Raw genomic sequence first — 14,659 nt, 5'->3', positions numbered from 1 at the left:
ATTTAACATGCCAGTAGCCAGAATCATCGCCAGCTATAGCGAAAATGAAAATGACACCATCACGCTGCTGTGCGGCGTGGACGCTGAAAACCAGATCCGCCAGGGGGAGTGGTTCGGCGTGGTGAAAAACGACGACGGGCGCGGGGACGAATCGAATTATCCGTTCACCCTGCATATCGATTACCAGAAAGATGTCTTCTACCTTGATTACGGCTACGACGACGCCGACGCGCGCCAGCTGCAAAAAACCGATATTTCGGCCCGTCCGCTGGCCGAGAAAGGCTTTTTCACCGTGTTCGATGAAGAAGAGGGTGAAGAGTTCAGCTACCGCATCAACAGCATCCACCTGTACGACTGACGGTCGCTGCTGCAAACACCGCCCGTGCCGCCCTGCGCCGCACGGGTTTTTTTATCGCCTGAATCGCACTTTTTGCAACTTCTCGGCCGTGAGCGCTAGGCCGGACGGATCTTGTGCTATATGATAAAAAATTCAGATGGTTAACGGGGGAACATCATAATGACGGGAAGAAAAATGCAACGAGGTTTTCGTTTGGCGCTTTGCGCGGCGGCGATCGGCGCCTGTATGAGCGGCGCCATGGCGGCGCAGGTTCCCCCGGGCACCGCGCTGGCGGCCAAACAGGAAATCGTGCGCCACATTAAAGACGAACCGGCCTCGCTCGATCCGATCAAAGCGGTTGGCCTGCCGGAGGCCCAGCTGGCGCGCGATCTGTTCGAAGGGTTGGTCAATCAGGACGCCAACGGGAAAGTGATCCCCGGCGTCGCCACGCGCTGGCAGACCAGCGACAACCAGACTTACATTTTCCATCTGCGTAAAGACGCGCGGTGGTCAAACGGTGACCCTGTCACGGCGAAGGATTTCGTCTACAGCTGGCAGCGGCTGGTAGAGCCGAAAAACCTGTCGCCGTTCGCCTGGTTCGCGCAGCTGGCGGGGATCCAGAACGCCGAGCAGATCATCAGCGGCAAATTGCCGGCCGATCGTTTAGGCGTGTCGGCGCCGGACGACTACACGCTCAAAGTGCAACTGGACAAGCCGGTGCCTTATTTCGTCAGCTTGACGGCCAACTTCAGTCTGTTCCCGGTGAATAAGGCGGTGGTGGAAAAATACGGCAACGACTGGACCAAGGTCGGCAATCTGGTGGGCAACGGCGCGTTCAAACTGCAGGAGCGGGTGGTGAACGAGAAGCTGGTGCTGACGCCTAACGATCATTACTGGGATCATGCGCATACCGTGCTGACCAAAGTGACCTTCGTGCCGATCAACCAGGAATCCAACGCCACCAAGCGTTACCTGGCGGGTGACATCGACATCACCGAATCCTTCCCGAAAAACATGTATCAGAAGCTGCTGAAAGACATTCCGGGCCAGGTGTACACGCCGGATCAGCTCGGCACCTATTACTACGCGTTCAACACCCAGCGCGCGCCGACCAACGACGTGCGGGTGCGCCAGGCCTTGTCTTACGCCATCGATCGCAAGATTATCGCGGAAAAAGTGTTGGGCACCGGAGAAAAACCAGCCTATCACTTCACGCCGGACGTGACCGCCGGGTTCAAACCGGAGGCGAGTTTGCTGCAACAGCAACCGCAGGCGGAGCTGGATGCGCAGGCCAAGGCGTTGCTGCAGGCGGCCGGTTACGGCCCGAACAACCCGCTGAAGCTGACGTTGCTGTATAACACCTCGGAAAGCCACCAGAAGATCGCCATCGCCGTGGCCTCTATGTGGAAGAAGAAGCTCGGCATTGACGTCAAGTTGCAAAACCAGGAGTGGAAAACCTATATCGACAGCCGCAACACCGGCAATTTCGACGTGATCCGCGCCTCCTGGGTGGGTGACTATAACGAAGCGTCGACCTTCCTGTCACTGCTGACCTCGACCCACAGCGGCAACATCGCCAAGTTCAAGAACGCGGACTACGATAAGCTGCTGGCGCAGGCGGGGCGGGAAACCAATCCTGCGGCGGTGACCGCCGATTACAACAAGATGGAGCAGATCATTGCCGACCAGGCGCCGATCGCGCCGATTTACCAGTACACCAACGGCCGCCTGATCAAACCGTGGGTAAAAGGCTACCCGATCACCAACCCGGAAGACGTGGCCTACAGCCAGACGATGTATATCATCAAACACTGAGTCGATTTATTTATCGCCCCCGGTTAATGCGGGGGCTTTATTTTATCGACGATGCAACGAAGAAGATAATTAATTTTCCCACGAGATAAACCCCGTTTAATAATAAACAGGGTGCCATCATCACATGATTATTTCGCTATTTCAAAGAGAGGTTACGCTTATAGACAGTCCCGCATGGCATCCACCACCACGCGGCCGTTCATGTCGGTCTGGGTGATGCGGTAGCTGGTGGGGTACGAGCGTCGGGTGCTGAAACGATCGTGGACGGAGACCTTGCCAATCTGCAGGCCGGCGGCGTTTTTCACCACAAACTCACTGATCTCTTCCTGGCCCTGGTTTTGCAAATGGATATTACTGATTTTTTCCAGCGTATCGCTGGCGTTTATTTTTAAATGGTCGCGTAACATAACTACCTCCTCGTAGTGAGAAAAGTATATGCCCCTAAAATTTGCGCTGAAACAGCTTTGTGTTGATTTATTATTATCATTTTGAATTAAAAATGATAATAATATGTTAAGTCATAATAATAACGGCATTGCCAGCGCTTTATCGGTAATATCGCCTGATTTATCGGCAATGGTTTATTTCATTACCGTTATTATTAGTCTGCATTAATGGGGAAAAGCGCCTGCTTGGCCGCCGGGGCGGGAAAGACGCAGGTGACGTTGTGCCCGCAGCCGGGAACGATCGTTAACCGATGAGGCTTATCCGGCGCTAGGTAACGCCGGTCATAATCGGCATAGGCTAGGGCACGTTGCAATCGATAGGGGCCCTGCAGCTGGGCAGAGCAGGATTTGTCGAGTATCCGATAGTAGGCGCCCGGCGCGGTGCCGGTATCACCGGCGGCGGCCAGGTAGGAGATATCCGCAGCGGCATAGCGCCCGCGGGCCGCATCGGCAGTGCGCTGCAGGTGAGCGGGCAGCGATTCCAGGCCGTATTTCCACCGGTTGGCCTGTGGGCACTGGCCGGCGTTCAGCGTTTGCCAACGGAAACGGCAGGCTGTTTCACTGCCGCAGCTCCCCCCGTTTATTGGTTGGGGGCGCAGATTATCAAAATAGAGCCAGCTGCCGGGGTCGGCCACCACATAGCGCAGCCGCACCCCGCCTGGCGGATGGGCAAAGCCGACATAATGTTGCACGAACTGCGCGCCGGCAGAGAAACCGGCCACGGTTATCGACTGTAGCGACGGCCAGCGCCGTTTCATATCGGCCAGCAGGTTATCCATGGCGTTGAATGAGCCGGTTTTCCCGGCATTATCCAAACCACCCTCGATCCAGGAGCCGCAGCGCCACAGGGCGTCGCCGTCTTGCGGCTGGGGCAGACCGGCGGAATGGCAGTGGACGGCGAGTTTTTCCGGCACCTGGAACAGCGGGGCGGCCAGTAAGGTATCGCCTCCCGCTCCTGCCGCCTGCGCGGCGTCGATCGCCGCTTGCAGCGTTTTAACGGCGTCGCGTGGATGACCGTGCATCACCACCAGTGCGTTACGTGGCTGGGCGCTGTGCTTCTGGGCGACATAGTAAGAAAAATTGCCGCCGGCCGTCGTGACCCGTAAAGGGGTAGATATGCGTTCCAGCGCCGACTCCGCGCGCAGCGGTTGGCTGGCGAACAGCAACAGCGCCGCCATGGTACAGAACAGGCGCCGCAGCACAGCCAGGTTCAATGCAAAATGTCTTGCGCCTGATTCACTACTTCCCGCCATCGTCGTTCCTCACCCGTTCGCAAATGTGGCTTCGCCTGAAGTATAGAGCACGCTTTTAGCCCGGCGTGAAAACTGGCGTTACAGCTTGGCCTTTGCTCTCCAAGGCGTTAACGCTAGACTCAGCAACATAAGCAAGACTGAGGGGATAAATGAATGGATGTGATTGAGGGGAGCGAGCTGCAGGTCGCCGATGCGGTTTACGCTTATCAGCTGGACGGCAAGGGGGGCGTAACGCCGATCGAGCAGGATGACAAGATCACCTGCGACGTGCCGTGCTGGCTGCATCTCGATTATGCGCACCCGGCCAGCGCCGAATGGTTGAGCACTACGCCGCTGCTGCCGGATTCGGTGCGCGAGGCGCTCTCCGGCGAAAGCTCGCGGCCGCGCGTCAGCCGCCAGGGTGAAGGCACCATGATTACCCTGCGCAGCATTAACTTCAACGCCAACTCCCGGCCGGATCAGCTGGTCACCATCCGGGTGTACATCACCGACAAACTGATTATCTCCACCCGGCACCGTAAGGTGTATTCCATCGATCAGGTGGTGAACGATCTGCAGAGCGGCGCCGGACCGACCAACAGCGGCAGCTGGCTGGTGGAGATTTCCGATGCGTTGACCGATCACACCAGCGAATTTATCGAGGATCTGCACGACAAGATTATCGATCTGGAGGACGCCTTGCTGGAGCAGCAGGTGCCGGAGCGCGGCCAGCTGGCATTGATCCGTAAACAGCTGATCGTGCTGCGCCGTTACATGGCGCCGCAGCGCGACGTCTTCGCTCGACTGGCCAGCGATCGCCTGCCGTGGATGAGCGACGACGATCGCCGCCGCATGCAGGACATCGCCGATCGTCTGGGGCGGGGATTGGACGATCTGGACGGCAGCATTGCGCGCACCGCCATCTTGTCCGACGAAATCACCACGGTGATGGCCGACGCGATGAACCGCCGCACCTACACCATGTCATTGTTAGCGATGGTCTTTTTACCTACCACCTTCCTGACCGGGCTGTTTGGCGTCAACCTCGGCGGCATTCCGGGCAATAGCGCGCCGTTCGGCTTCGGCACTTTCTGCCTGATGCTGCTGGCCCTGGTGGGCGGCGTCGCCTGGTGGCTGAAGCGCAGCCGCTGGCTGTAGGCAAAAATGACGAAAACCCGGTTAACATTGAGCAATATCAACATTTAGCCGGGGGAAATGGGGCATGATCTCTCTCGCAGGTGAATGCAACGTCAAGCGATGGGCGTTGCGCTCCATAATTGTCTTACTTTCTTATTTTTGAATTACTGCATAGCACATTTGATTCGTACAATGCCGGTTTAATCACCGGCATTTTTTTATTCGGCTTTCACACTGCTTCAGGCCGCGCTTTCATCCCAGAAGCTGGCTTCAATCTTGTGCCCATCCAAATCCCGAACAAAGCAGCCGTAGTAAGCCTCACCGTAGTGCGGCCGCGAACCGGGCGCGCCTTCATCGACGGCGCCGGCCAGCAGCGCCTGACGATGGAATTCATCCACCTGTTGCTTGCTGGTGGCGAAAAAGCCGACGTGCGTGCCGTTGCCGGGCGTGGCGGGCCGGCCGTCGATCGGCACCTGCAGCCAGAACTCCGGGTAGTCGCGGCCGTAACCGATGGCGCCGGGATGCTCCAGTACGCGTCGGCAACCCAAGGCAGCCAGCGCGCGATCGTAAAAGGCGGCGGCGGCTTCGAAATCGTTGGAGCCTAGCGAGACGTGGGATAAGCAAGGGGTGATATTCATTGCGCGATCTCCATGTAACTGTATAAATAAACAGTATAGGGTAAAAACGGCATCGCCCAGTAAATTTTGCGCAAACTGTGAACAGGATCGAGATCGCTGAGAGAAGGAAATGTCGCCGCTCGCAGGGTGGCAAGCGGCGAGGGAAGGTTATTTGATTTCCAGCACGTTCAACCGCTCCGGCGCAGGCGCCGCATCGTCTGAGTCTTCCGGCTGCCAACCGACCGGCTGCATCGGAATGTCTTCGCGATCGAAGGCCAAATCGCCGCCGTCCACCACGGCGCTACCGTGGTGAATGCCTTTGAAATCGAAAAGATTGATATCGCTCAGGTGTGAAGGCACCACGTTTTGCATGGCGCTGAACATGGTTTCCAGCCGGCCGGGATAACGCTTGTCCCAGTCGCGCAGCATGTCGCCGATGACCTGGCGCTGCAGATTAGGCTGCGAACCGCACAGGTTGCACGGAATGATCGGGAAGGCTTTGGCGATAGAGAAACGCTCGATGTCTTTCTCGCGGCAATAGGCCAGCGGGCGAATGACCACGTGTTTGCCGTCGTCGCTCATCAGCTTGGGCGGCATGCCTTTCATCTTGCCGCCGTAGAACATGTTGAGGAACAGCGTCTGCAGGATGTCGTCACGGTGGTGGCCCAGCGCGATCTTGGTGGCACCCAGTTCGGTGGCGGTGCGATACAAAATACCGCGGCGCAGGCGCGAGCACAGTGAACAGGTGGTTTTGCCTTCCGGGATCTTGTCTTTAACGATGCTGTAGGTGTTCTCTTCGACGATCTTGTATTCCACCCCCAGGCTTTCCAGGTAGGCGGGCAGAATATGCTCCGGGAAGCCGGGCTGTTTCTGATCGAGGTTCACCGCGACTAACGAGAAGTTAATCGGCGCGCTCTGTTGCAGGTTGCGCAGTATCTCCAGCATGGTGTAGCTGTCTTTACCGCCGGACAGGCAGACCATGATGCGGTCGCCTTCTTCAATCATATTGAAATCGGCGATCGCCTCGCCCACGTTGCGGCGCAGGCGTTTTTGCAATTTATTGAGGTTGTACTGCTCTTTTTGGCTAACGGATTGCTTTTCTGACATTTAAATCGTGCTCATTCTTAAAGGGGGCACTAGGGGCATGGCGTTTTAGACCGCGAGTTTACCATTCAACCGGCCGATTTTGATCATTATTCATCATCATGCTTCCACGCGCCCGACGCGAGGCCTGTATGGTACGGATTGCGCGCAGGAATGCCAGCAGGTTTTAGCGACAGATTCGCCCAGACGGAGACTGCAGGATCGGAATAACGTTTGGGGAAGGGGCGTGCAGAGCTGAAAACGGCTGGCGGCTTACACCGCCAGCGTGCGTCCCAGCGGCGCGCGCTCGCACCAGCGGTCTTTATACGGCGCCGTTGGTTTGCCGAAGGAATAGCGCATTTCTTTACCTTCCCGCTCGCATAGTTCATAGGCGGCCCGAACGTTTAACCAAGTGACGATGGTTCCAGGACAAAAACCATCCTGTTCGCGATCATATCCCCCGTTGACATAGTCAAAGCAAATCCATTTGGGGCTGTCCGCTCTGGTTATGAACTGGAATGCACAGGGCTGGCCGTTATAAAACAACACATAGCCGAATATCATGTCACGCAGCGACGTAATCATATCCACCATTTGTTGCTTATTATCGGGTTTGACTCCCCAACGCTTCTCAAACAGCTCCAAATAAATATCAGCCAGCTGGATCGGCGTTAATAGCGCCTGATCCACGACATCGCCTCCGGAATTTAGGAATTTTTTTAATTCGCGGTTTCTGCTGTTCTTGGTCGATGATGAATAGCCGCCCTTGCCGCAGGTTTTCGCGAGGCATATCTCTCTTTGACTGTTCAGCGAAAACGTTGAGTTAATAACGGAACGGCCATTGATGGAAGAAAGAATTTTAGACCGATAGGGAATAAGCGTTTTAATCCGACGATTGATCGGTAAAATCATTTCGTCTTTATTAAACATGAAGCTATCGATGCCGATTTTTTTAGAACCTCGGCCAACGAGGGCGATTTCTTTATTACCATTGGTGCAGAAACCACCGAGGAGCACACCATTGGGGGCGTGCTTGACGTAGTACTTATGACGCAGATGTAACTGACGCTGCATGAAGTTTAAAACGTCAGGATGAGTGACAAAACTGCCGCCATAAAGGTTGTAACATGCTCTATATTCTTCTGCTGTGCCTTTACGCCAACCCCCGGCGAAAGAAAGTAATTTCCGTATCATGATTATTTTTTTATCGTCAGTATTCAGCGGCAGGGAGTATACACGCCATCAACACAAAAATTAAGGGTTACAGCTCGCATTTTTATGCTTATTGCCGTTTTGGTTAAATATTAGCATTCAGAATGTCAATTCTTGAAAACGATAATCATCACTGTTGATTATTTGTTGATAAGTAAATTCTGCCGTAAACGTTTCACGAGCGGTAAAAAACAGGGCGCGAATCGCTCGCGCCCTGAAGGGGATTACTCGGTGGCGGATTTTTCCGCCTTGCCGGCCAGCAGGCTGAGGAAGTCGTATTTCTCCTTCAGCTCTTTCTCGGCGGCTTGGTACAGCGCGCTGGCCACTTCCGGCTGCTGCGAGTTCAGGCGACGGAAACGCTGTTCTTTCAGCAGCGTCTCCGTCAGGCTGCTGTTCGGTGGCCGGGAGTCAAGCGCCAATGCGGCCTTGCCTTCGGCGCTGCGGCGCGGATCGAAGCGGTACAGCGGCCAGAAGCCGGTGGCGGTCAGCTGTTTCATCTGATCGTGGCTGAGCGCCAGATCGTAGCCGTGCTCTTCGCACGGGCTGTAGGCGATGATCAGCGACGGGCCCGGATAGGCTTCGGCCTCCTGAATCGCTTTCACCGTTTGGTTAAGCTGCGCTCCCAGCGAGATCTGCGCGACGTAGACATGGCCGTACATCATCATGCTGACGCCCAAATCCTTGCGCGCCTTGCGCTTGCCGTGTTCACCGAACTTGGTCACCGCACCGAGCGGCGTGGCCTTCGACTGCTGGCCGCCGGTGTTGGAGTAACATTGGGTGTCGAGCACCAGCACGTTGACGTTTTCCGTCAGGCTGAGCACGTGATCCAAACCGCCGAAGCCGATGTCGTAGGCCCAACCATCACCGCCGATTAGCCAGATGGATTTATCCACCAGGTAGTCGGCGTCGGCCGCCAGTTGGCGCGCGTCTTCGCCTTCGAGACTCGCCAACAGCGTGCGCAGTTCGGCGATCTGCTTACGGCGCGGCTCCGGCGCCACGTCGTCCATCTGCAGGGCATTGACCAACCGATCCGGCAGCTGCGGCGCCAGCGAATTCAGCAGGCGCAGCACCCGCGCACGATGTTGATCGACCGTCAGGCGGAAGCCCAGGCCAAATTCGGCGTTGTCTTCGAACAGCGAGTTGGCCCACGCCGGCCCGCGCCCTTCGGCGTTGGTGGTGTACGGCGTGGTCGGCAGGTTGCCGCCGTAGATCGACGAACAGCCGGTGGCGTTGGCGATCAGCAAACGGTCGCCATAGAGCTGGGTCAACAGCTTGATGTACGGCGTTTCGCCGCAGCCGGAACAGGCGCCGGAATACTCGAACAGCGGCGTGATCAGCTGCGAAGTGCGAATGTCGATGCGCTCCAGCTGCGTCGGATCGATTTCCGGCAGCTGCAGGAAGAAGTCGTAGTTGTCTTTCTCCGCAGTCAGATTATCGAGGCGCGAAGCCATGTTGATGGCCTTGATCTCCGGGTTCTGGCGATCTTTCGCCGGGCAGACCTCGACGCACAGGTTACAGCCGGTGCAATCTTCCGGCGCTACCTGCAGCACGTATTTCTGGCCGCGCATATCGCGCGCTTTGACATCCAGTGACTGCAGGGAGGCGGGGGCGTGCTCCATCTCCGCCGGCTGAACCACCTTGGCGCGAATGGCGGAGTGCGGGCAGGCGGCGACGCAGTGGTTGCACTGGGTGCACAGGTCGGGCTGCCATACCGGGATCTCTTCGGCGATGTTGCGCTTTTCCCATTGGGTGGTGCCCACCGGCCAGGTGCCGTCCGGCGGGAAGGCGGAAACCGGCAGCGCATCGCCCAGCCCGGCCAGCATCGCGGCGGTGACGGTTTTGACGAAGTCCGGCGCGGCGTCCGAGACCACCGGCGGGCGCATCGGGCTGCTGGCGTCGACCGGCTGCAGCGGGATCTCGGTCAGCGCGGCGCGGGTGGCACCCAGCGCCTGCCAGTTGCGCTCGACGATCTCCTGACCCTTGCTGCTGTAGCTGCGGGCGATGGCGTCTTGCAGCTGTTGCAGCGCCACGTCGCTCGGCAGGATCTGCGTCAGGTGGAAAAACGCCATCTGCATTACGGTGTTGATGCGCGCGCCGAGCCGGCATTCGCGCGCCAGCTTGGCGGCGTTGATGATATAGAAACGCGCCTGGCGTTGGTGCAACAGCGCCTGAACCTCCTGCGGCAGGCGCGACCAGACCTCGTCGGCGCCGTAAGGGGTATTGAGCAGGAAGGTGCCGCCGGGCTTCAGGCGTTCAACCATTTGGTACTTATCGATAAATTGCAGCTGGTGGCAGCCGACGAAGTCCGCGCGGCTGACCAGGTAGGCCGAGTTGATCGGCTGCTCGCTGACGCGCAGGTGCGACACCGTCAGGCCGCCGGCCTTTTTGGAGTCGTAGACGAAATAGCCCTGGGCATACAGCGGCGTGGCGTTGCCGATGATCTTGATGTTGTTCTTGGTGGCCGAGACCGAGCCGTCGCTGCCCAAACCGTAGAACAGGGCTTCCAGCGAGGCGCGCTGCGGCAGGATTTCGTCGCTCAGCGGCAGTGAAAGCCCGGTGACATCATCGAAGATGCCGACGGTAAAGCGCGGGCGCGGCTGCGGCTGGGCCAGCTCGTGGAACACCGCCAGCGCGCAGTCCGGGCCGAACTCTTTCGACGACAGCCCGTAACGGCCGCCGATCACCCGCGGCAGCGTGGCGCGTTCACCCCGGCTGTAGGCTTCCGCCAGCGCGGTCATTACGTCCAGATACAGCGGCTCGGCCAGCGCGCCCGGTTCTTTGGTGCGATCGAGTACCGCGACGCTGCGCACGCTGTCCGGCAGCGCGCCGAGCAGATGTTGGGCGGAGAATGGCCGGAACAGCCGCACCTTCAGCACGCCGACTTTCTCGCCGCGGGTCAGCAGGGTGTCGATCACCTCTTCGCAGGTGCCAGCGGCGGATCCCATCACCACCACCACGCGCTCGGCCTGCGGGTGGCCGTAATAGTCGAACGGCCGATAGTGGCGGCCGGTGAGGGCGGCGAAGGCCTCCATGGCGTCGATCACGTGTTGGCCGGTGGCGTCATACCACGGGTTGGTGGCTTCACGCGACTGGAAATAGGTGTCCGGGTTAGCGGAAGTGCCGCGCACCACCGGATGATCCGGCGACAGCGCCCGGCTGCGGTGAGCGTCGATCGCCGCCTGCGGCAGCATTTGCCGCAGCGTATCGTCGCTGAGCGGTACGATCTTGTTGATTTCGTGCGAGGTGCGGAACCCGTCGAAGAAATGGATGAACGGCACGCGCGCGTTGAGGGTGGCGGTCTGCGAGATCAGCGCGAAGTCCTGCGCTTCCTGCACGCTGCCGGCGCACAGCATGGCGCAACCGGTCTGGCGCACCGCCATCACGTCCGAATGGTCGCCGAAGATAGACAGCGCGTGCGTGGCCACGGTGCGCGCGGCGACGTGCAGCACAAACGGCGTCAGCTCGCCGGCCAGTTTGTACAGCGTCGGGATCATCAACAGCAGACCCTGCGATGAGGTGAATGAGGTCGACAGCGCGCCGGTTTGCAAGGCGCCGTGCACGGTGGCGATCGCGCCGCCTTCCGACTGCATTTCCACCACCCGGGGGATGTCGCCCCAGATGTTTTGCCGGCCATCGCCGGACCAGGCATCCGCCTGTTCCGCCATGGTGGAACTCGGCGTGATAGGGTAGATGGCAATCACTTCGTTGGTGCGATAGGCCACGGAAGCGACTGCATTATTACCATCTGTAGTTATCATCGACGTTACCTTTTCATTGCTCACAAAGCCGCGAAAGCGCACTTTCGCAGTAATGGAAAAAAGTCTAACAGAGGGTTTGAACGTGGCTTTATCGTGTTTGTGTGGCGGGTGATAAATCGTCAAAGGGGTATTTCCTCGCCGATTGTATGGCTGCGGCAATAAATTGTTTTCACCGTTTAAAGACAATTTATTGCCGGCGCGTCATAATTGCGCATCGGCAAACTGACAGAAGAAAACCATGAGCGCATTTATGTATTTGACGATGGCGATAGTCGCGGAAGTGATCGCCACCACCATGTTGAAAGCCTCCGAAGGCTTTACCCGCCTGTGGCCGTCGCTGCTAGTGGTGCTGGGCTACGGCGTGGCATTTTGGGGGCTGTCGATGGTGGTCAAGAGCATGCCGCTGGGCATCGTATATGCGATCTGGTCGGGCATGGGCATCGTGCTGGTGTCGGTCGCCGCGGTATTCGTTTATCAGCAAAAATTGGATTGGCCGGCGATCGTCGGCATGGGATTAATTATTGCCGGCGTGCTGGTGATTAATTTACTGTCCAAAGCCTCGGTGCACTGAGTGTTATTTTAATGTGAAAAAAGCCCGGCGTGACAGCAAGTCGCGCCGGTTGAAGAATTCAGCCATCATTCACTGAAAATAGTGGAATGCTAATTACTTAGCGCCGTCAGCATAGACGCAAATATCCTCCTCTCCGGTAGCAAAAAATGCGCCGTCATACTGAAAGCACGCGAAGATAATGAATACCGATATTGCGGGAGAAAATGCCCCATCGGCCGCGGTGACGTTATCACTTTCTGCGTCCGGGCGGGGCTTGGCAGCGGGTGGTGCCGTCACGTTTGGCGCCGCGCGCCGGTGCGGAAATATTCTGCAAACAAAATAAATGTCCCGTCGGCGCAAAAAAACGACAAATAATGGCTGGAATATATTTTCATTATTTATATATCGAGCTAGATTAAACAAGTTTGCATCAAAGATAGCGAAACGTGTCCGCCAAGTGACGCGCGTTATCAGCAATGGCGATTTTACACAGCGCAGTTCCGGGTTCAGGAGTGGGATAATGACGACATCAAAATGGCTGCTTGCCAGCGCCGTGCTGCTTTTAGCCGCCTGCAGCAGCAATAACGAAGAGCCAGTACAGCAGGGCAACAGTGCCAGAATCAATACGTTGCAGACCAGTGCCGGTTGCGCGGCGGTCGGCGGCGTCACCACCATCGCGCACAACCTGAACGGTGAAGCGCTGCGCATGTGCCAGATGCCGAACGGCAAGCAGTGCGAAGAACGCACGCTGGGCCTGGGCAGGTGCGCCGGGTAAGCCCGCGGCGCCAGGCCTGGCGTGCAGGATCAATACACCCAATCGCGCAGGGTATAGATAAGCGTGTGGCCGCTGCCGTTGAGCGTCAGCTGCTGGGCGTTTAGCGTCACTTCGGCGCCGTTTTCGAGCACGGTGCCGATCACCCGATCCCAGCGGTTGCGCTGTTCATCAGGGCAAAGCCTGCGTGTCGTGGCCAGCGGTTTCACCGTCAGCACGCCGTCGCGTAATTGTCCCTGGCCGAAGAAGCGGTTGCACATCGTGCCGGAGACATGCAGGCTCTCGCCGAACTCCAGATTGAGCAGGCCGCCGCCCGCCGGTGGTTTCGCCGTTTCGCCATCCACGCTCTGCAACACAAAGTTGTGATGCAACAGATCGCCTGGCGTGACGGCCGTGTGTGGTTTCATGCTGCACCCCGCTAAGGCCAGCGCCGCAAGGGCGACTACCGTGGTTTTTCTCATCGCGTTCTCTCAAATAAACAGGGCGCCGCAAGGGCGCCCCGAGGTTACGCTCAGGCGTTCAACTGATTCGGGCAGGCTTCGCCGCGTTCCAACTGGCTGATGTTCTGCAGCGTGGTTTGAGAAATGCTGGTCAGCGCCTCTTCGGTCAGGAAGGCCTGATGGCCGGTAAACAGCACGTTGTGGCAGGCCGAGAGGCGGCGGAACACGTCGTCCTGAATCACGTCGTTCGACTTGTCTTCGAAGAACAGATCGCGTTCGTTCTCGTAAACGTCCATCCCCAGCGCGCCGATTTTCTGCTGCTTCAGCGCGTCGATGGCGGCGGTGGAGTCGATCAGCGCGCCACGGCTGGTGTTGATCACCATCACGCCGTCTTTCATCATCGCGAAGGCGTCGGCATTCAGCAGATGGTGGTTTTCCGGCGTCAGCGGGCAGTGCAGGGTGATCACGTCGGACTGTGCGTACAGCGTTTTCAGATCGACATACTCCGCGCCCAGTTCCAGGGCCTGTTCGCTCGGGAAGGGATCGTAGGCCAGCAGCTTCATGCCAAAGCCTTTCAGAATGCGCATCGTCGCTACGCCGATTTTACCGGTGCCGATCACCCCGGCGGTGCGGTTATGCATGTTAAAGCCGATCAGCCCTTCCAGCGAGAAGTTGGCGTCGCGGGTGCGTTGATAGGCGCGGTGAATACGGCGATTCAGGCACATCATCATGCCTACCGCGTGCTCTGCCACGGCCTCCGGCGAATAGGCCGGCACGCGCACCACTTTGATGCCCAGCTCTTTGGCGGCGTCCAGATCGACGTTATTGAAACCGGCGCAGCGCAGGGCGAGGATCTCGACGCCCAGCGCCGCCAGTTCTTCGAGCACTTCACGGCTGCCGTCGTCGTTAACGAAGAGGCACACCGCCTTGCAACCGGCGGCCGTTTTGGCGGTTTTTTTACTGAGTAAAAAGTCGAAGAATTCCAGCTCGTAGCCAAACTGCTGATTCACCAGTTCGAGATATTTACGGTCATACTGTTTAGTACTGTATATCGCCAATTTCATCGTGGTTTCTCCACCGTGATTTTGTGATCAATTTAACAGATTTTAGTAAATTCGACAATTGGTTAGCCCCTTGCGACGCGGGCGATATGGCCGCTGCCGGGCAGTTGCGGAGGCATGATACGGTTGAGGGAAGGCGACGGTGGTGGCAGGCGGCAAAAAAATCCCCACGGGGGTGTGGGGAATGGCTTCTCTAGTA

13 protein-coding genes are annotated in these 14,659 nt (G+C 57.8%); 5 read left to right on the top strand and 8 right to left on the bottom strand.

Going from position 1 to position 14,659, the window contains the following annotated elements; genetic code table 11:
• Positions 1 to 7: 7 nt before the first annotated feature.
• Together ACJ8HT_RS06975 and ACJ8HT_RS06970 are read left to right on the top strand one after the other, a co-directional pair.
• The gene (locus ACJ8HT_RS06975; RefSeq protein ID WP_025302994.1) at positions 8 to 358 is read left to right on the top strand and encodes a hypothetical protein; all 351 of its coding nucleotides are present in this window, start codon (positions 8 to 10) and stop codon (positions 356 to 358) included.
• Between the two features lie 159 nt (positions 359 to 517).
• Positions 518 to 2,152, top strand: coding sequence for a peptide ABC transporter substrate-binding protein (locus ACJ8HT_RS06970; RefSeq protein ID WP_197652916.1), 1,635 nt, complete (start codon positions 518 to 520; stop codon positions 2,150 to 2,152).
• Between the two features lie 158 nt (positions 2,153 to 2,310).
• Here the strand turns inward: ACJ8HT_RS06970 and ACJ8HT_RS06965 are convergent, their stop codons facing one another.
• A complete protein-coding gene (locus ACJ8HT_RS06965) occupies positions 2,311 to 2,559 on the bottom strand; it encodes a hypothetical protein (RefSeq protein ID WP_033648443.1) in 249 nt (82 codons plus the stop codon).
• 194 nt (positions 2,560 to 2,753) lie between these two features.
• Positions 2,754 to 3,776 (bottom strand): hypothetical protein, encoded by a 1,023-nt coding sequence (locus ACJ8HT_RS06960; RefSeq protein ID WP_424141730.1) that lies wholly within the window; start codon positions 3,774 to 3,776, stop codon positions 2,754 to 2,756.
• A gap of 228 nt (positions 3,777 to 4,004) precedes the next feature.
• On the opposite strand from ACJ8HT_RS06960, the gene zntB reads away from it, so the two are divergent.
• Positions 4,005 to 4,988, top strand: a complete 984-nt coding sequence (zntB, locus tag ACJ8HT_RS06955; RefSeq protein WP_049198274.1) for a zinc transporter ZntB — start codon at positions 4,005 to 4,007, stop codon at positions 4,986 to 4,988.
• Between the two features lie 218 nt (positions 4,989 to 5,206).
• Here zntB and ACJ8HT_RS06950 read toward each other — a convergent pair whose 3' ends face one another.
• The 4 genes from ACJ8HT_RS06950 to nifJ all read right to left on the bottom strand — a co-directional run bounded on the left by ACJ8HT_RS06950 (position 5,207) and on the right by nifJ (position 11,637).
• On the bottom strand, positions 5,207 to 5,605 hold the full coding sequence (locus ACJ8HT_RS06950) for a VOC family protein (RefSeq protein WP_123895062.1): 399 nt from the start codon (positions 5,603 to 5,605) through the stop codon (positions 5,207 to 5,209).
• A gap of 147 nt (positions 5,606 to 5,752) precedes the next feature.
• On the bottom strand, positions 5,753 to 6,691 hold the full coding sequence (gene ttcA, locus ACJ8HT_RS06945) for a tRNA 2-thiocytidine(32) synthetase TtcA (protein WP_110157925.1): 939 nt from the start codon (positions 6,689 to 6,691) through the stop codon (positions 5,753 to 5,755).
• A 249-nt stretch (positions 6,692 to 6,940) separates the two neighbouring features.
• Complete coding sequence (locus ACJ8HT_RS06940) at positions 6,941 to 7,861, bottom strand: GNAT family N-acetyltransferase (RefSeq protein ID WP_197652914.1); 921 nt, start codon at positions 7,859 to 7,861, stop codon at positions 6,941 to 6,943.
• Positions 7,862 to 8,103: 242 nt separating this feature from the next.
• Entirely contained in the window at positions 8,104 to 11,637 is a 3,534-nt protein-coding gene (gene nifJ, locus ACJ8HT_RS06935) for a pyruvate:ferredoxin (flavodoxin) oxidoreductase (RefSeq protein ID WP_197652913.1), read from the bottom strand.
• Positions 11,638 to 11,875: 238 nt separating this feature from the next.
• Between nifJ and ssmE the strand changes: the two genes are divergently transcribed.
• Positions 11,876 to 12,208: a multidrug efflux SMR transporter SsmE gene (gene ssmE / locus ACJ8HT_RS06930; RefSeq protein ID WP_004930487.1), complete on the top strand. Its 333-nt coding sequence runs from the start codon at positions 11,876 to 11,878 to the stop codon at positions 12,206 to 12,208.
• A 499-nt stretch (positions 12,209 to 12,707) separates the two neighbouring features.
• On the top strand, positions 12,708 to 12,962 hold the full coding sequence (locus ACJ8HT_RS06925) for a DUF333 domain-containing protein (RefSeq protein ID WP_197652912.1): 255 nt from the start codon (positions 12,708 to 12,710) through the stop codon (positions 12,960 to 12,962).
• A gap of 29 nt (positions 12,963 to 12,991) precedes the next feature.
• On the opposite strand, the gene hslJ is transcribed toward ACJ8HT_RS06925, so the two are convergent.
• Positions 12,992 to 13,420 (bottom strand): heat shock protein HslJ, encoded by a 429-nt coding sequence (gene hslJ / locus ACJ8HT_RS06920; RefSeq protein WP_194572257.1) that lies wholly within the window; start codon positions 13,418 to 13,420, stop codon positions 12,992 to 12,994.
• A gap of 50 nt (positions 13,421 to 13,470) precedes the next feature.
• Positions 13,471 to 14,463, bottom strand: coding sequence for a 2-hydroxyacid dehydrogenase (locus ACJ8HT_RS06915; protein WP_194572258.1), 993 nt, complete (start codon positions 14,461 to 14,463; stop codon positions 13,471 to 13,473).
• Between the last annotated feature and the right edge of the window lie 196 nt (positions 14,464 to 14,659).

This window comes from Serratia sp. CY44782 (genome assembly GCF_052168715.1).
In the GTDB taxonomy this organism is placed as follows: Bacteria; Pseudomonadota; Gammaproteobacteria; order Enterobacterales; family Enterobacteriaceae; genus Serratia; species Serratia nevei.
This window is presented reverse-complemented; position numbering and strand designations above follow the sequence as displayed.